The following is a 17,360-nucleotide window of genomic DNA, read 5'->3' as shown; positions in this document are numbered from 1 at the left end:
CAGCTCCGACTAAGCCTTTGCTTTCGCAAAGGCCAAGTCTGCGCAACCCTTTCCCCTCTGCGAGGGGCGAGGGAAGGAGAGGCATCGCTGAATGTCGATCCGCGTTAGGAGATCATGGCCCCGCCGCGATCCCCCGCCAGGATGCGGCCGATCGCCTCGAACAGCTGGTCCATCGCGACGGGCTTGACGATCACATCGTCCGCGCCCGCCGTCATGCAACGTTCGCGCAGGTCGACGCCGCTGTCGGCGGTGACGACGATGATCGGCAGTTCCGCCTTGTCGTCGCCGCGTGCACGGATGTGGCGGATCGCGGTGATGCCGTCCATGCCGGGCATCCGCAGATCGATCAGGATCATGTGATAGGTGTCGCGGTCGATCATCTCCAGGCCGATTTCCGCGCTCTCGGCCTCGGCCATGGTAGCGCCCGCGACGTCCAGCATGTCGCGCACGACCCGGCGGTTCATGCGGTCATCCTCGATGAAAAGAACGTTCATTCGCGTCCTTTTGCCACGTCGAGCCCGAATGCGTTGATGCTCAAGGTCATGGGGTCCGCCCTAACGATCATGCCGCTTGCGTTACAAGAGGCGACCGAGCGGTTTGCGATGAGGTGCCGAACAACATGCGCATCACCTCTCCCCCGGAGATCGGTTTGGCGATAACCCTGATCAAGTCGCGTTCGGTAAAATCGTTCCCAGCCAACGACTCCGTTTTCGGCCACAAGAGATGAAGCGGGAGGTTCACCGGAGCAGCGCCCCGGATCGCGGCGATCGCGGCGGCCACGCCGTCCCTGTCGATCGCGCTGTCGTCGATCAGGACATGGGTGATGCCCCCCTCGCCCAGCCGGACCACCGCCTCCGCCACGTCGGCGGCAAAGACGATGGCGGCCTGCGACGCGGACAGCTTGGCCAACATGGCGCGGCGAATGGGGTTGCGATCGACGAGCAGCAGATGCGGGCGTTCGCCCTCCTCCTGCGGCACCGCCGCCAGCTCGGTCAGCGGCAGGGTCAGGGTGAAGCGGGTGCCGCGCCCCGGCTCGCTCTCGACGGTCACGTCGCCGCCCATCGCGCGCGCCAGCCGCCGGCAGATGGCGAGCCCCAGCCCGGTGCCGCCGAACTGGCGCGTCGTGCTGGCATCGGCCTGGCGAAACGCCTCGAATATATCCTCCAGCGTGTCCGCTGCGATGCCGATGCCGGTGTCGCGGACCTGCACCTCGACACCCTGCCCGCTGCGCCGCGCCGTCAGGTCGACGCGGCCGGACGGGGTGAACTTCAGCGCGTTGGACAGGAGGTTGAAGACGATCTGGCGAATCCGTGCCGAATCCCCCTCCACCCTGTGCGGACAGTCCGCCAGGTCGAGCGCGAAGCCCAGCCCCTTGGCCGCCGCCTGATCCTCCCATAGTCGCGAGGCGTCGCGGATCGTCGCGACCAGATCGAACGGCGCCTTTTCCAGCGTCAGGCCGCCATGTTCGATCTTGGCGACATCCAGCAGGTCGTCGACCAGCGCGCGCATGGTCAGCCCCGCGCCATGCATCACCTCGACCCGCTCGCGCTGGTCGCGCGCCAGCGCCCGGTCGGCCAGCATGACCTGCGTCATCCCCAATATGCCGTTCAGCGGCGTGCGGATCTCATGGCTGGTGGTCGCCAGGAACTCGGTCTTGACCGCCAGCGCCTTTTCCAGCCGGTCGTTGGTGATCGCCAGGTCGCCATGCGCCGCGCGGATACGGTTGCGGCTGCGCCCCAGCGTGACCAGCCAGATGCCGAGCAGCGCGAGCACGACGACGATCCCGGCGACCGACCCGATCAGGATCAGCCGCTCGGTCCGCAACTGCTCCCGCTCGAAGGCGATGTTGCGTTGCAGGTCGGCGGCCTTCATCCGCGCGATCCGCAGTTCCTGATTGGCGAAGTCGAACCGCGCCCCCATCAGCGCCAGGCTGGTCGAGGTCGCCAGCCGCGTCGCCTCGTCATCGATGCGTTTGAGCGCCTGGAGATGACGCAGCGCATCGGCGGTCCGCCCGGCGGCGGCATAGATGCGATAGGCGCTCTGATGCGCGTCGCGCTGCGTCATCGGCGTCCCGCTCGGATCGACACCCGCAAAGCTCCGGTCGATCAGCCGGGTCGCCCCCGCCAGATCGCCACGCTGGAACGCCGCCTGCGCCGCGATGCTGTCCAGCGCGCGACGATCCTCCTCGCCGGCCTGCGGATCGGCCTTAGCCGCGCTGGCGAGCGCCGCCTGCCCTTCGGCGATCCGCCCCGCCTCCAGCCGGGCACGGGCGATGTTGCGCCAGATCAGCGCCTGGAGGCCGGGGCTGTGCATCGCCTCGGCCAGACGACGTGCCTCGCGCAGCTGCGCCAGCGCATCGTCGAACCGCGTCAGCTCGACCAGCGTCAGCGCGCGGTTGTTGAGGATCGCCAGCCGCAGCGCATCGTCGCCGCGATAGGTGGTGCGCGCCTGTTCCAGATAGCGCAACGCCGAGGTCAAATCCTTGCCGTCGCTGTAAAGGCCCGCAATCTGGACGAGAGCACGGGCCTGTCCGCGCGTGTCGTCCAGATATTGGAAGACCCGGTGCGCGACCTGATAGGCCTTGAGCGCGTCGGCGATATCGCCCCGGTCGCGGTCCAGCCCGCCCCTGGACAAAAGGAGATTGCCGAACAGGTCGGATCGCGGCGCCAGCCGCCGCGCGGTCGTCAGCGCATGTGCGATGATCGGATAGGCATCCTGGCCGCGCCCCAGCCGGATCATGCTCTCGCCGCGCAGCCAGTCCGCCGTCGCCAGCGCGACCAGGCGGTGATCGCCCTGCGCCATGGCCTGCGCCTGGTCCCGCGCGCGCTCGGCCTGGTCCATGGCCAGGGCCGGGTCGCGCAGCATCTCGGCCCTGGCCGCGTCGATCGCATGGGCGAAGCCCGGCGGCCATGGCGCAACCGCCGCCCCCTGCCCCTTCGCCTCTACTACCGCCACCAGAAGGGCCGCGGCGACCAGCAGGACCCTAAGCACGCGCACGGGTAGCGAGCCGGGCAAAGGGCATGGGCGGCGACGGCGCCACCGTCGCCTGATGCGCCTGGGCGTCGAGGAACGGGATCAGCGCGTCGAGCGCGATCGGGCGGCTCATCAGATAACCCTGCACCATGTCGCAGCCCATCACGCTGAGCAGCGCGAGCGTCGCGGGCGTCTCCACCCCCTCGGCGACCACCTCCATCTCCAGCGCATGCGCCAGGTCGATGGTCGAGCGGACGATCAGGGGGTCGCGGTGCGAACTGGTCAGCTGGGTGATGAACAGCTTGTCGATCTTCAGCTCGCAGGCCGGCAGCTGCTTGAGATAGGATAGCGAGGACAGGCCCGCGCCATAATCGTCGATCGCGACCGCGATGCCCATGGCGGCGAACGCGCGGAGATTGGCGATCGCGCTGTCGGGATCGCGGATGACCGAGGTTTCGGTGATCTCGAACCCGATGCTGGCGCCGCTGTCGATGACGATCGCACAGGCTTCGCGCACGAAATCCTGGTCGCCCAGCAACATGCCCGAGATGTTGATGAAGATGCGCTGCGCATGGCCCAGCGTCGCCAGACGCCGCTGGTCGGCGATGACCCGGCGCAGCACCCACAGGGTCAGCGGCGCGATGATCCGCGACTCCTCGGCCACCGGAATGAACTCGACCGGCGAGATCAGGCCGTGCGTCCCGTGACGCCAGCGCAGCAGCGCCTCCAGGCTCGACACGCGTTGCTGGCGGACATGGACCTTGGGCTGATATTCGACGAACAGCGCATCCTGCTCGATCGCCTCGCTCAGCTCCTGCGCCAGCGTGAGCCGGTCGAGCCGGTCGGTCCGCGTCGCCATGTCGCGGATGACGGTCCGCCCCTCGACCTGCGATTCGGCGAGCGCCTGTTCGGCCTCTTCCAGCAGGCGGATATCGTCGTCATGCGGCATCCGCGCGGCCGCGACGCCCAGCATGGGCTTGATGCGGCAGGACGCGTCGCCCAGCGCGAAGGGGTGGACCAGCGCCTCGCTCAAGGTCGCCAGATAGGCATCCAGCCCGACGCGACCGGCGGCGTGCAGCATGACCTCGACCTGCGAGGGGCCGGACGGGCGGGCGACGGCATCGGGAATGCACCGGGCGATCCGGTCCGCGATCGCCTCGATCAGCGTGGCGCTTCCCGCGCGCCCCAGGCGACGGCGCAGCGCGTTGAAGTTGCTCAGGCCGATCAGGACCAGGAACTGCCAGGGCGAATCACGATCGTCCGCCGGGTGGCCGTCGGGGGTGAGGCACATAGCGTCACCGGGCGGGGTTCGGGACAATCCTTTACTCACGCCCCTGGGTCTAGGGGCGATCCTTAAACAAGGTGTTAACCGCCTTTACGCTGGGATCTCAATCGCTTGGCAATTCGTCGCAATGCCATTGCGCCATGGTTAACAGCATATTAACCATGGCGCCGCGCCAACAAAAGGGGCGCTCTTAGGGAGGTACCCATGCTGAACTTCATTCTCGCGCTGATCTACGGCGAACAGATTCGCCCCTGGTAATCATATCCGCCCCTGAAGCGGGTCGGATGCGCGGCATCCGCTCGCTTCAGGGCGCATATCGGCCGGTCTAGCCGAGCAGATCGTCCGCCAGCCGCAGCATGAAGGCGGCCCCGCGCTCCATCTGCGCGACCTCGATATATTCGTCCGGCTGATGCGCCTGCGCGATCGAGCCCGGTCCGCAGATCACGGTCGAAAATCCCGCCCCCTGAAACTGCCCCGCCTCCGCGGCATAGGGCACCGCACGGGCCGGACCATTATCCCCCGCCCATCGCCGCGCCAACCGTTCGGCCGCTCCGTCCGCCTCGGGCGCGAAGGACGGCGTGCGCGAGCGCCGCTCGACACGCACCCCCGCCTCGGGGAACCGGGCGCGAAGCGCGGCATCGGCATCGGCGCAGGCCGCGAAGAAGGGCGCGAGCAACGCCTCCGGCTCCTGCCCCGGCAGCGTCCGCAGATCGAAGGCGAACCGGCATTCGCGCGCCAGGATGTTGACCGCCGTGCCGCCCGCCATCTGTCCGATGGTCAGCGTGGCATGGTGCGGACAGAAAGGGCCGTGCGGATCGCCCTCACCCGCCAGCCGGTCGGCCAGATCGGCCAGATCCTGCATCAGCCGCACCGCGACCATGTTGGCCGACGCGCCCAGATGGATCAGGCTGGAATGCGCCTCATGCCCGGTGACGGTCACGGTCCAGGTCGCGATGCCCTTGTGACCGCTGACCACCACCATGTCGGTCGGCTCGCCCACCACCACCGCCGCCGGTGAAGGAAGCTCGCGCGCGATCTCGGCGATCATCGACGGCGCGCCGAGGCAGCCGACCTCCTCGTCATAGGAAATCGCCAGGTGCAGCGGGCGGACCATCCGCCCCCCGGCGACATGTGGCGCGATCGCCAGCGACAGCGCCAGAAATCCCTTCATGTCGCAGGTGCCACGCCCGAACAGCCGGTCGCCGCGCCGGGTCAGCCGCCACGGGTCGCTGGTCCAGGGCTGGCCGTCGACCGGCACCACATCGCTATGCCCCGACAGAACGACGCCGCCCGGCACCGCCGGGCCGATGCTGGCATAGAGATTGGCCTTGGTCCCCTCGTCGTTGAAGACCCGCCGCCCGGTCGCCCCGAACCCCGCCAGATGCCGCTCGACATAGGCGATCAGGTCCAGATTGGACTCGCGCGAGGTGGTGTCGATCGCGATCAGATCGGCGAGGATGGCGGTCGCATCGGCGGCAAGACGGTCCGGGGTCATGGCCCCATCCTGCCGGATGTTTCACTTCGATGAAACCCCGCCGGGACCGCCCGGCGGGGTTTCGCCATCGATCAGAAATCGCGCGAATAGCGCAGGCTGGCCGCCGATCCGCCGAAGGAGCCGGTCTGGGTCAACAGGCTGAGCGTGCGGGTCAGCGCGATTTGCAACTGGGTGGCGGTGAAGCCGCGCGCATCGGTGACGATCTCGACATAGATATTGTCGGTCAGATATTTGCCCGCCGCCAGGCTGGTGCCCCGGCCGGTCGCCTCGTCGGCGCCCAGGACACGCAGCCGGTCGAAGCCGACCGCCGAGCGCAGCTTGCCCAGCGGATTGAGCCCGCCGCCGCCCGATCCGCGCAGCGAATTGAGCGCGGCGGCCAGCTGGATCGCCTCGGTCGCGGACAGATTCTCGGGGTTGGTGCCGAACAGCAACCGGCTGAGCACCTCGTCCTGCGGCAGGGTCGGCGTCGAGGTGAAGCTGATCTGCGGACGCTGGCCGGTGCCGGTGACGTTGATGACCGCGGTGATGCCGTCGGTGGTCGTCGTCGCCTGGATATTGATGTCCGGATCGGTCAGCGCGCCGCCGCGGAAGCGGATCGTGCCGCGATTCACCTCGAACCGCTTGCCGGCGAAGCTGTACGTGCCGCGCACCAGATCGAGCCCGCCATTGATCGTCGGCGCCGCGCTGGTGCCCCCGATGCGCAGGTCCATTTCCCATTCCGACTCCAGCCCCATGCCCGAGACGAACAGCTGGTTGTCGGCATGGACCCGCAGGTCGAGGCGGAACAGCCCCGGCGGCGGGGTGGGCGCGGGCCGGTCGGTCGGACGCGGGGTGCGGATCTCGCTGCGACGGCGCACGCCGGTCAGCTCGGGCACCTCGGCCTGGCCCTGGCGGATGATCTGATAGCGCGCATTGGGCACGGTCAGGTCGCCCTGGATCAGTCCGCCGTCGCGACCATGGGTCAGCCGGATCGTGCCGCTGGTCGTCGCGGCCAGCGCATCGCTGTCAGCCAGCCGCGCATTGTTGAGCCTCGCGCGGATGTCGATGGGATAGCCGCTGTCCGCCGCCAGCCCGATCGTGCCCTGCGCCTGGATGCTGCCCTCACCCGCCTTGGCCTGCATCCGGGTGATCTCCAGCCGGTCGTTGTTGAAGCGTCCCGCCAGCTGCATGTTGTTCAGCCGCGTGCCGTACGCCTCATTGTCATAGGTCAGGTTGTCCGCGCGGATCAGGCCGTTGAGCTGCGGCGCGGACACCCGCCCGCCGAAATCGGCGGCGATGGCGATCGGTCCGCTCAACTGCTGGTTGGGCAGCGCCGCGAAGGAGAACAGCACCGAGGACGGGCCATTATAGCGCAGGCCGCCGGACAGCGGCGCCTGCATCAGCCGGTTGACCCAGCCGCCATTGCCCGGCGCCAGCGGACGCAGGTTCGCGACCATCCGGCCGACGACCATCTGCCCGCGCCGGATCAGCGCGCGTGCCTCGCCGCCATCGGACACAAGCCGTCCGGCAAAGACGATGTCCACCGCCTCCGACACCGCCGACAGGCCGGTGCGCCGGAAGTTGCTGATGGTCAGCCGCGCCTCGGCCGCGGGGAAGCTGCTGCCCTGCGCCTGGGTGAAATCCAGCGCACCGCTCGCCTGACCCGAAATGCCCAGATTGGGGATGAAGGCGTCGAGGATCGAAAGCTGCAGCTTGTCCAGCCGCGTCTGGACGTTCAGCCCCTTGCCATAGGAACCCGCCATCAGCACCGATCCCTGATCGAAATTGATCCGGGTCGGGGCCAGACGCCAAGTCCCCTGCTCCTGCCGGATGCGCGCGGGATTGGTGGTCCGGAAGCCGATGCCGTTGGCCTGCCCCTTGGCCGCCACCAGATAGTCGTTGGGCGCCAGCCGCGCATTGAGCGCGACGTTGAACGGAATGCTCGACGATCCGGTCAGCACCGCCTGCGCCGTACCGCGCCCGCCGGTGTAGTTCACCTTGGCGCGGGCCGACTGGATGACGACCTCGCCATAACGGGTGTCGGCCAGCTGCGCGTCGGCGACGATCTGCGGTGCCTTGGGCAGCATGACGATGCTGGCGTTGACGATGGCGCGGCCGATGGTGAAGTCGACCATGCCCGGCACGCGGGCATTATAGGCGCGCGCGGCGATGTCCGCGCGCTGGTTGCCGCCCTGGTCGGCCAGCTGAACGCGGCCGCTGATCCCCTGGCCCGCGAACTGCAACGCCCCCGCGAACGGTCCCGCCGCCGTCTGGACGACGCGGCCGGTGGCGTTGATCCCGGCGAAGACCAAGCTGCGAATGTCGATCGCCAGCTGCCGCCCGGTGCTGACCAGCACATTGGCGGTGAAGGGGCCGTAATTGGTGTCGCCGCTGGCGTTGACCGCATAGGCGCCGTTCCGCCCGACGATCCGCGCCTGGAGATTGGCCAGCCCCACGCCGACGCCCGGCCGGGCCGCGCGCAGCACGATGACCGGGTTGGTCTGCGACCCCGTCACGCGCGCGGTCAGCGGGCCGTACTGGTTGGAATAGGCATCCGCCTCCACCGCCAGCGCGCCGTTTGCGGGATTGTAGCGACCGCTGCCCCGCGTCACGCGGAATTGCGGTGCGGCCAGCCTCAGGCGGCTGAAGGTCACGATCCCCTGCGGGCTATATTCGACATCGGCGCGGACGATGGCGTTGCCGCCCAAGAAGTTGCGCGCGCCCTCGTTGAAGATCTGCGAGGTGCGCGCGACCACGCGGCCCTTCATCCCGAACCCGCCCGGCGTCGCCACCAGATTGGCGTCGGTGGTCAGGTTGATGATGCCGATGCTCTCGACCCGGTAATTGTTCACCCGGCCCTTCAGCGCGCCGGTATAGCGACCGGTCGACAGGTTCGCGACGACCACCGCCGTCGCGTCGATATTGTCGGAACGGATGCGCAGATTGTCCGACAGGATGTTGGGCATGGCGATCGCGAAATCGCCCTCGATCGCGACATTGTTGGTCAGCCCGCCGACCGCCGCGTTCAGCCCCGCGATCCGCTTCGCCCGTGCCTTGACGGGCACCAGGATGCGGTCGGCATTCACCTTGGCCAGCCCCTCGGCATAGAGGTTCTGGACCGAGGTCTCGCCGAAACCGAGCGCCGCCGCGCGGACCTTGTAATCCACCGTCGGCGTCGCGAACGCGCCGTTCAGCACCACGCGCGCCAGCACGTCGCGCCCCGTCAGGTTGGGCGCAATGGCTCCCGGCGTCAGCAGCTTGGCGTCGACCGCGAAATTGCCGAACTGGCTGTTCGCCAGATCGAGCAGACCGCCCGCATCGACCAGCAGCGCCGAGGAGCGCAGCTTCATCCGCGTGTCGGCGCGGCGTTCGTTCAGCGTGGTGTCGATCGCGACCTGGAGCGCGGGCGCGGTCAGCCGTTCGACCGGCCCTTCCAGATACAGGCCGGGCCGCGTCACGCCGCGCACCTCGATATGCCCGTCGCGCGCGGTGGCGTTCAGATTGGCCAGCTCGCCGCCGCCCAACGTCGCGATGGCGCGGCCCTGCCAGGCCTTCCAGCCGCCACGCCCGTCGACCGACAGAGTCAGCGGCGCCTTCAGCCCCGCCATCGACGCGACCACGCCGCCGGTCGGCGCGGTCAGCTTGACGTCGACCGCCAGCCGGTCGGCATCGGGCACCGCGTCGAGCACCAGCCGCAGCCGGTCGCCACCCGCAATGCCGGGTCCGCGCAGCGCATCGGCGCTGGCCGTCACCTGCGCGCGGCGGTCGGCGATATGCACCTTGCCGTCGATCGCCAGGATATGACGCTGCCCGGTCACCGGCGCACCCAGGACGAAGCGCTTGATGGTCAGGCGGTTCACATCGATGTCGAGATCGGGGAGCAGCGGCGCATTGGGGTCGCTGGGCGTCGGCTTCAGCTCGGGCTTGCGCGCCAGAGTCACCAGATCGGCGCTCAGCGAGCGGACATCGACATGGTTGCGCGTATAGGCAAAGGGGCGCCAGTCGACCGCCAGCTTCGGGCTCGACAGGAACACGCCCTTGGGATCGCTGACCCGCAGGTCGATCAGGTTCATCCGGCCGTAAAGCGAACCCTCGATCCGTCCGACCCGGATGTTCAGGCCCGAGGCGGTGGTATAGCCGCCCAGCTGGTCCGCGACGAAGCGGCGGCCGGGATCGGTGTTGATGCCCAGCAGGATCGCCCCGACCAGCAGGATCAGGCCCAGGATCGTGAAGCCAATCCATTTCAGCACACGCTGCCAGAGCGGGCGGCGCACGACGACGGTTTCGGTCGCGGGCTCAGGCACCATGGTCTGTTCGTCCGCCATCAGAAGGCCTGTCCGATCGAGATATACAGCGCGACCTTGCCGTCGCCCGGACGCGGGTTCAGCGGGGTCGCGACATCGACGCGCAACGGCCCGAAATTGGTGTAGAAGCGCCCGCCTATGCCCGCGCCGAAGCGCAGGTCCTTGCCCGTCGGCAAGGTGCTTTCATAGCTGTTGCCCGCATCGACGAACGGCACGATGCCGAAATTGCCGAAGCGATAGCGCGCCTCCAGCGAGAATTCGTTGAGGCTGCGCCCGCCGACCGGATTGCCCTGCGGATCGAACGGCCCGAGCCGCTGGAAGCCATAGCCGCGCACCGAGCCGCCGCCACCCCCATAATAGCGCCGCGACGGGGCCAGATCGTCGCGCTCGATCCCGAAGATCGCGCCCGCCCGCGCCCGTCCCGCCAGCACCAGGCTGTCGTTGAAGGGGTAATAGAAGGTCCCCTCGACCATCGTCCGGACATAGGGCCGCACCGCGCCGCGCACCGAGGTTTCGGGGCTGAGGTTCAGTTTCAGGCGATAGCCGCGCGTCGGGTTGAGCAGGTCGTTGGACTGGTCGAACACCGCCTGCGCCGGGATGGCCGCGATGCCATAGGTCGCGCGCCGCCGCTCGCCGCGGGCGAAGTCATAGACGCTTTCGTTGGTGCCGGTCAGTTCGCCGCCATAGGCATAGGTGAATTTCTTCTGCCAGATCGGCGTCGAGTCATAGCTCCAGCGGAACGCCACCGTGCCGATGAACGCGTCGAAGGCGTCGTAATTCTGGTGGCTGGCCGAGCCGATGACCTGGAAGGTCCGGTCGCGCCGTCCGGCATTGGAACGGCGGAAGGTGCCGCTCAGCCCCTGTTCCTGCGTGCCCGCGATGACCGAGGCGATGAGCGCCCCTTCGGGCTTGAAGGCGTTGCGGTTGGTGAAGCTGCCCTGCAACCGGACGCCCTGCCCGGTCGAATAGCCGCCCTCGCCCGACAGGGTGCGCGCGGGGCCCTTGGTCTGGGTGACCTGCAGGTCGATCTGCTCGGTCCCGTCGGGGTTCATCCGCCCGGTCCGCTTGGGCTCGACCGCGATGCCGTTGAACAGCCCCGTCGCGACCAGCGCGTTGCGCAGATCGTCGGTCAGCCGCGAGTCATAGAGCTGGCCTTCGTCGAAGCGCGGGAAGACGTTCAGATGGTCGAGATCGAACACCCGGTCGCCGACCGTGGTCAGCTTGCCGAACGCGGATCGCGGCCCCGTATCGACCGGCAGCGTATAGGCGCCCACCGGCTCGGGCCCCTGATCCTCCAGCAATATGTCGCGGTCACCGACCTTGACGAAGGGATAGCCGCGTTGCGGCAGGACCAGGCTGACATTGGCCTCCGCGCCCTGAATACGCGCCGCCTCGATCGGCTCGCCGACCTTGAGCGGCAGGTTGGATCGGATCAGGTCGGGCGGGACCGTGGGATCGGCCTTCACCGTGATCGACGACAGGCGATAGAGCCGCCCCGGCGTCGCGGTCAGCACGACCTTCAACCGGCCCGCCTGCGCCTCTCCCTCGCCATCGCCCGCCCCTTCGCGTTGCAGCGTCGAGACGGCGGTGGCGTCATAATAGCCGAGCGACTTCATCAGCCGGATTGCCAGCTGTTCGTCCTCGCGCGCGCGGGCGGCGACTTGGGTCGCGTTCGCCGCCTTGCCCTTGCCTTCGCGCAGCGCCGACAGCCCCCGGAACTCGTCCTCCAGCTTCAGCTCGGCCAGCCCGCGCACGTCCATGTCGTACCGGATTTCGGGGGCGCGCGTCCCCTTGATGTCGGCGGCGGTCTGGAGCGGGGTGGAGTCGAAGCCGGTCAGCGGGGTCAGCGGTTGCGCCAGTTGCGGATCCTCGGGCGCGATCGGGCCGATAGTGTCGCCGGTGGCGAGCGGTTGCGCCGACTGCGCAGCAGGCAGCGGCGGCGCGGTCTGCGGCACGGGGATCGCCTCGACCTTCGGCTGGCCCTTGGTCATCGAGGACATGGATTCCAGCGGCGCATTGATGTCGCCGCTCAAGGGGGGCAGCGCGGCGTTGAACTCGGCATCGGGGACGATCGGGGCATTGCCCTGCGGATCGCCGGCGGTCGCATTGTCGCCACCCTGGCGCTGTGCGTCGGACAGGCTGGGGCCCTGGGCGGGCGCGGTGCCGGGCTTGGACAATTGCGCCTGAGCGGGAAGGGAAAGCGGTGGAGCGATCAGCGCGAACGCAAGCCAGGTATGTCTGCCGATCCGTCCCGCCACGCCGTTCAAAACCCCTTTATCCGACAGGGCCTTCCGTCATTCGGATCGATCCCCCACTATCCCGTCAACGCCGGAAGGTCAGTTGGAGTTCCCCCTACAGTTCACTTCTCACCGCGCGGCGGGCGCACATCCCACCAGCCCGCCGACCGGCACCGCGATCTCATCCTGTCCGTCGCGCCCGATCCGCAGCGTCGCGTCGGAGACGATCGCCCCGTCCTGAAGCGTTTCGCGCTGCGCGATGGTCATCGACAGGGTGGCGGTCCATCCGCCCCCGGCAAAGCGGGTGCTGTCGGCGAACCCCAGCGTCCCCGCCCCGCTTCCCTCGGCGGCAGGCAGGTCGCGGACAGTCCCGTCGACCAAGATGCGCAGCCGGGCGGGCTCCGCCATGGCGACCAGCCGCTGATCCTGGACCGTCCACAGATAGGCGGCGCATCCCCGTTCGGGCAGTTGCTGGCGCGGCAGGGTGCCGAGCACCGGCGGGGCGGCAGGCGGCGCTTGGATCAGCGCCAGGGCGAGGAGCGGCGACATCATGGCGCCGATGCTATCATCAACAGCCAGCTCGGGTAAGCGGCGATGGCCAGCAACAGCCCCAGCGGCACCATATCGTCCCCGGCGATCCGCTTGCCCGACAGGCGGCGAAACGCGACATGGCCCAGCCCGATCACGCACGCCGCCAGCAGCACGGCGGGCAGCATCCGCCAGCCCAGCCACAGCCCGATCGCGCCCATCAGCTTGGGGTCGCCGCCTCCCATCCCCTCACGCCCCCGCCAGCGGCGATACGAGGCGGCGATGGCCCAGAGCGTCCCGAACCCCGCCAACCCGCCGACGATCCGGTCCCCCAGCAACGGCGCAAGGCCCAGCGCGCCGGTCAGCAGCCCCGCCCCCGCCAGCCAGGCGGTCAACCGGTCGGGCAGCCACAGCGCCATCGCATCGAGCGCGCCCAGCGCCAGCAGCGACCAACCGAACAGCGCGCCGGTCCAGCCATCCGGCCCGGCGACCCATCCTGCCGCCGCACCGATCAGCGCGGCCAGCGATTCGATCCGAAAATGGACCGGATCGATCCGCGTCCCGCACCGGGCGCAGCGTCCGCGCAGCGCCAGCGCGCTCAGGATCGGCACCAGTTCCCAGGGACGCAGCGCCGCGCCGCATCCGTCACAGGCCGATCGCCCGTGCAGCACCGACCGATCGTCCAGCCAGCGCAGCACCAGCGCCGCGACGAACGACCCGGCGATCGCTCCCGCCAGCCCATAGATACCGGCCCAAAGCCCCGATGCCGCCCCGAACGTCATACGCCCGCCCCTAACCGCCCGCCCCTTTGCGCGCCACGGGCAAAAGGCGTAAGGCCACAGCAAAACACAGATCACGGAGAGCATGCCGCCATGACGGATCCCATCGTCATCCTGTCCTATGCCCGCACCCCCATGGGGTCGTTCCAGGGCAGCCTGTCGGGCCTGTCCGCGACGCAACTGGGCGCCGCCGCCGTCAAGGGCGCGGTCGAGCGTGCCGGCGTCGATCCCTCGGCGATCGAGCGCATCCATATGGGCTGCGTCCTCCCCGCCGGGCTCGGCCAGGCGCCCGCGCGGCAGGCGGCGATCTTCGCGGGACTGGGCGAGCAGGTCGAGGCGACCACGGTCAACAAGATGTGCGGATCGGGGATGCAGGCCGCGATCATGGCGGCCGAGGCGCTGGCGGCGGGCTCGGCCGATCTGATCGTCGCGGGCGGCATGGAGAGCATGACGAACGCGCCCTATCTCAGCCACAAGCATCGCGGCGGCGCGCGGATCGGGCATGACATGCTCTATGACCATATGTTCCTCGACGGGCTGGAGGACGCCTATGAGCGCGGGCGGCTGATGGGGCATTTCGCCGAGGAGGCCGCACAGGATTATCAGTTCACGCGGGCGGCGCAGGACGATTTCGCCATCGCCTCGCTGGAACGTGCGAAGGCGGCGCAGGCCTCGGGCGCGTTCGACCGCGAGATCGTGCCGGTCACGGTCAAGACCCGCAAGGGCGAGGAACAGGTCGCGCGCGATGAACAGCCCGCCAAGGGCGATGCCGCCAAGATCCCGACGCTCAAGCCCGCTTTCTCCAAGGACGGGACGATCACGGCGGCCAATGCCTCGTCCATCTCGGACGGCGCGGCGGCGCTGGTCATGACGCGGGCGAGCGTCGCGGAGCGGCTGGGCCTGACCCCGATCGCGCGGGTCGTGGCGCAGGCCGCCCATGCCCACGCCCCCGCCCGCTTCACCACCGCGCCGGTCTTTGCGATGCGCAAGGCGCTGGAGCGGGCGGGCTGGTCGACCGGCGATGCCGATCTCTACGAGGTCAACGAGGCCTTTGCCGCCGTCGCGATGATCGCGATGCACGACATGGGTTTGTCGCACGACCGGCTGAACGTCCATGGCGGCGCCTGTGCGCTGGGCCATCCGATCGGCGCCAGCGGCGCGCGGGTGCTGGCCACACTGCTCTCGGCGCTGGAAACCCAGGGCGCGCGGCGGGGTGTCGCTTCATTGTGCATCGGCGGTGGCGAGGCGACCGCGATGGCGGTGGAGTTGATGTAACCGATCCGGGGTCCGATCGCTAAGCGGGACCGGAATCCTACCGAGATCATCGCCTGCCGCCTGCCCTCCCCCATCCCCTCCCGCTTGCGGGAGGGGCGTGCCTGGCAGCGAGCGAGCGAATCCTTCACAGCGTCCCGAAGACGGCACGCGGCGACTGGGGGCCAGCGCCATCCCCAAGCCTCTCCCCTCCCGCACGCGGGAGGGGCTGGGGGAGGGCAAGGTGTCTCACCGAGACCACCCCCTCCCCGCCCCCTAAGGAACGACCTCCCCCGGCTCGACGCCCCAGATCGACCCGACCGGCACGAACCCCGCCTGCCCCTTCACATCCAGCCGACACCAGCCGCCATTGCATTCGCTGATCCGCCCGACCACGCCCGGCGCGGCGCGCCACAGCGTCTTGGCGGTTTCATTGGGGGCCGATCGCATCGGCAGCGGTTCGGCGCCGCGCACGATCGCGGTGCGGGTGTTGCGCAGCAGGACCGCCAGCATCCACCCCTCGGTGCCGTCGGGGTCCTGCACCTTGCGCCATTCCTTGAACGCGGCGACGACCTTCACCGGCAAATCGGGGCGGCGATAGGTCCAGCTTGCGGGATAGGCGCGCGCCGGGCCGGTCCGCATCCGCGCCAGCGACGCGCCGATCGATCCGTAATAGGGCATGGCGCGCTTTTCGGGCGCGGCGATCGCCGCCGGGGCGATCGGTCCGGCGGACAGGAACACCGCCATCAAAGCCAGTCCGAACATGGACCTGCGCATCATAATTCCTTCAATTCGCCCCCGCCCCCGGCTCTACGCCGAGGCGGGGGGGCGCTTCAACCTTGTTCGCACGGGTGGCGAGGGACGGCTGGCACGGCATCGCCGGTTGACGGACCGGCAGGCTTGGCCCAATCCCTTGGCCATGGTCGATCCGCGCCGCTGCCTGAACCCCAGGGTGGTCGTCACCCGCGAACTGCCCGATCCGATCATGGACCGGATGGCCGCGCTGTTCGACACGCGCCTCAACCGCAGCGACGAGAAGTGGGACCGCGCGCAACTGACCGAGGCGGTGGCGGATTGCGACGTGCTGGTCCCGACCGTCACCGACGCGATCGATGCCGATCTGATCGCGCGCGCCGGGCCTCGCTTGAAGCTGATCGCCAATTTCGGCGCGGGCGTGAACCATATCGACTTGAAGGCCGCCCGCACGCGCGGCATCATCGTCACCAACACGCCGGGCGTCCTGACCGAGGATACGGCCGACATGACGATGGCGCTGATCCTGTCGGTGCCGCGTCGCCTGCCCGAAGGGGAAAAGCTGGTCCGCTCGGGCGCGTGGAAGGGCTGGAGTCCCGGCGGGATGCTGGGCCACCGGATCGGCGGCAAGGCGCTGGGCATCGTCGGCATGGGCCGGATCGGACAGGCGGTCGCGCGACGGGCGAAGGCGTTCGGCCTGTCCATCCACTATCACAACCGCCGCCGCCTGCCCGCCAGCATCGAGGCGGAACTGGGTGCGACCTGGCATGCCGATCTCGACGCGATGCTGGGCGCGGTCGATATCGTGTCGATCCACACGCCGCTCAACGCCGACAGCCATGACCTGATCGACCGCCGCCGCATCGCCCTGATGCGGCCGCACGTGTATCTCATCAACGCCAGCCGGGGCGGCATCGTCGATGAAGACGCGATGGTCGACGCGCTGGAATCGGGCAGGCTGGCGGGCGCAGGTCTGGACGTCTGGCGACACGAGCCGGAGATCGACCCACGTCTGCTGGCCCTGCCCAATGTCGTCATGACCCCGCATATGGGCTCGGCCACGCTGGAGGGCCGCATGGCCTCGGGCGAGCGGGTCATCGCCAACATCCGCAGCTGGGCCGATGGCCACCGCCCGCCGGATCAGGTGCTGGAGGGGTGGCTTTAGAGGCATTCCGCAGCGGACAATGTATATCTCCCTTTGGGAAAAGGGCATGTTCGTTTTCGCCCATTTCCAGACGTTCCGCCTCGATCGCCAGCTCCCTGAACGCGCACCTTCCATCGGCATTGGCAAGCCGTTAGCGTAGAATATCGATTAGGGACGCCAAAATGCATATTCGTTGGGAGATGCTGCCGCTTATGTTGATGGCTGTGATCGTAATGTTAGGCATCCTCCGTTACGATCGAGCAGATCAGCCGCCACCCCTTGCCCGCGAATTCTATCGACCACATTGGGAATGGGAGCGAACCAACCCAATTGGTCGCCGGCTCCGGGTTGCGAAGAGATGGATTGGATTGGCCCTCGCAACGTCCGTGGCTCTGGTGTTTCTTCTGGCGTTCCTCGGGATCAACCTGCCGGTAGGTTGATCGAAACGTCAGCTCCCCACCCAAGTCAGACATTGAGTCCGTTCAAATCGCCTCTAGCCGGTTTGCTTCCGATCCTGGTCAATCGCCATGATCCCCCCTCGCGTCTCCCAGCCGCAACGACACCGGCCCCATGATCCATGTCAAAATGTTGCGGCGCGGAACCCAGGGCCACGCCACCGCATTCCCCTCCCA

At 68.7% G+C, this 17,360-nt stretch carries 11 protein-coding genes; 2 read left to right on the top strand and 9 right to left on the bottom strand.

Going from position 1 to position 17,360, the window contains the following annotated elements; all coding sequences use genetic code 11:
- Window positions 1-104: 104 nt before the first annotated feature.
- The 8 genes from ABIC44_RS11300 to ABIC44_RS11265 form a co-directional block, all read right to left on the bottom strand.
- On the bottom strand, window positions 105-494 hold the full coding sequence (locus ABIC44_RS11300) for a response regulator (RefSeq protein ID WP_307100223.1): 390 nt from the start codon (window positions 492-494) through the stop codon (window positions 105-107).
- Window positions 495-561: 67 nt separating this feature from the next.
- Window positions 562-2,997, bottom strand: a complete 2,436-nt coding sequence (locus ABIC44_RS11295; RefSeq protein WP_354295489.1) for an ATP-binding protein — start codon at window positions 2,995-2,997, stop codon at window positions 562-564.
- On the bottom strand, window positions 2,984-4,264 hold the full coding sequence (locus tag ABIC44_RS11290) for an EAL domain-containing protein (RefSeq protein WP_354295487.1): 1,281 nt from the start codon (window positions 4,262-4,264) through the stop codon (window positions 2,984-2,986). Before ABIC44_RS11290 ends, ABIC44_RS11295 begins: the two co-directional genes overlap by 14 nt.
- Window positions 4,265-4,583: 319 nt before the next feature.
- Window positions 4,584-5,753, bottom strand: a complete 1,170-nt coding sequence (gene argE / locus ABIC44_RS11285) for an acetylornithine deacetylase (protein ID WP_354295486.1) — start codon at window positions 5,751-5,753, stop codon at window positions 4,584-4,586.
- 71 nt (window positions 5,754-5,824) lie between these two features.
- Window positions 5,825-10,057 (bottom strand): translocation/assembly module TamB domain-containing protein, encoded by a 4,233-nt coding sequence (locus ABIC44_RS11280; RefSeq protein WP_354295484.1) that lies wholly within the window; start codon window positions 10,055-10,057, stop codon window positions 5,825-5,827.
- Complete coding sequence (locus ABIC44_RS11275) at window positions 10,057-12,303, bottom strand: autotransporter assembly complex protein TamA (protein WP_502959844.1); 2,247 nt, start codon at window positions 12,301-12,303, stop codon at window positions 10,057-10,059. Before ABIC44_RS11275 ends, ABIC44_RS11280 begins: the two co-directional genes overlap by 1 nt.
- Window positions 12,304-12,402: 99 nt before the next feature.
- Window positions 12,403-12,825, bottom strand: a complete 423-nt coding sequence (locus ABIC44_RS11270; protein WP_354295481.1) for a hypothetical protein — start codon at window positions 12,823-12,825, stop codon at window positions 12,403-12,405.
- Complete coding sequence (locus ABIC44_RS11265) at window positions 12,822-13,583, bottom strand: prepilin peptidase (RefSeq protein WP_354295479.1); 762 nt, start codon at window positions 13,581-13,583, stop codon at window positions 12,822-12,824. The genes ABIC44_RS11270 and ABIC44_RS11265 overlap by 4 nt, the downstream gene beginning before the upstream one ends.
- A gap of 90 nt (window positions 13,584-13,673) precedes the next feature.
- Here ABIC44_RS11265 and ABIC44_RS11260 point away from each other — a divergent pair, with 90 nt between their 5' ends.
- Complete coding sequence (locus tag ABIC44_RS11260) at window positions 13,674-14,855, top strand: acetyl-CoA C-acyltransferase (protein ID WP_354295477.1); 1,182 nt, start codon at window positions 13,674-13,676, stop codon at window positions 14,853-14,855.
- Window positions 14,856-15,107: 252 nt separating this feature from the next.
- Here ABIC44_RS11260 and ABIC44_RS11255 read toward each other — a convergent pair whose 3' ends face one another.
- Complete coding sequence (locus ABIC44_RS11255; protein WP_354295476.1) at window positions 15,108-15,611, bottom strand: SH3 domain-containing protein; 504 nt, start codon at window positions 15,609-15,611, stop codon at window positions 15,108-15,110.
- Window positions 15,612-15,750: 139 nt separating this feature from the next.
- Between ABIC44_RS11255 and ABIC44_RS11250 the strand changes: the two genes are divergently transcribed.
- Window positions 15,751-16,749 (top strand): 2-hydroxyacid dehydrogenase, encoded by a 999-nt coding sequence (locus ABIC44_RS11250; RefSeq protein ID WP_354295514.1) that lies wholly within the window; start codon window positions 15,751-15,753, stop codon window positions 16,747-16,749.
- Window positions 16,750-17,360: the final 611 nt, after the last annotated feature.

The organism is Sphingomonas sp. 1185 (assembly GCF_040544655.1).
In the GTDB taxonomy this organism is placed as follows: domain Bacteria; phylum Pseudomonadota; class Alphaproteobacteria; order Sphingomonadales; family Sphingomonadaceae; genus Sphingomonas.
The sequence above is the reverse complement of the archived record's forward strand: the minus strand, read 5'-3'. Positions and strand labels throughout refer to the sequence as shown.

Coding starts and splice junctions, on each gene's coding strand:
- ABIC44_RS11255 (WP_354295476.1), bottom strand. CDS start 15,611: ATGATGCGCAGGTCCATGTTCGGACTGGCTTTGATGGCGGTGTTCCTG.
- ABIC44_RS11300 (WP_307100223.1), bottom strand. CDS start 494: ATGAACGTTCTTTTCATCGAGGATGACCGCATGAACCGCCGGGTCGTG.
- argE (WP_354295486.1), bottom strand. CDS start 5,753: ATGACCCCGGACCGTCTTGCCGCCGATGCGACCGCCATCCTCGCCGAT.
- ABIC44_RS11290 (WP_354295487.1), bottom strand. CDS start 4,264: ATGTGCCTCACCCCCGACGGCCACCCGGCGGACGATCGTGATTCGCCC.
- ABIC44_RS11280 (WP_354295484.1), bottom strand. CDS start 10,057: ATGGCGGACGAACAGACCATGGTGCCTGAGCCCGCGACCGAAACCGTC.
- ABIC44_RS11270 (WP_354295481.1), bottom strand. CDS start 12,825: ATGATGTCGCCGCTCCTCGCCCTGGCGCTGATCCAAGCGCCGCCTGCC.
- ABIC44_RS11250 (WP_354295514.1), top strand. CDS start 15,751: ATGGTCGATCCGCGCCGCTGCCTGAACCCCAGGGTGGTCGTCACCCGC.
- ABIC44_RS11265 (WP_354295479.1), bottom strand. CDS start 13,583: ATGACGTTCGGGGCGGCATCGGGGCTTTGGGCCGGTATCTATGGGCTG.
- ABIC44_RS11260 (WP_354295477.1), top strand. CDS start 13,674: ATGACGGATCCCATCGTCATCCTGTCCTATGCCCGCACCCCCATGGGG.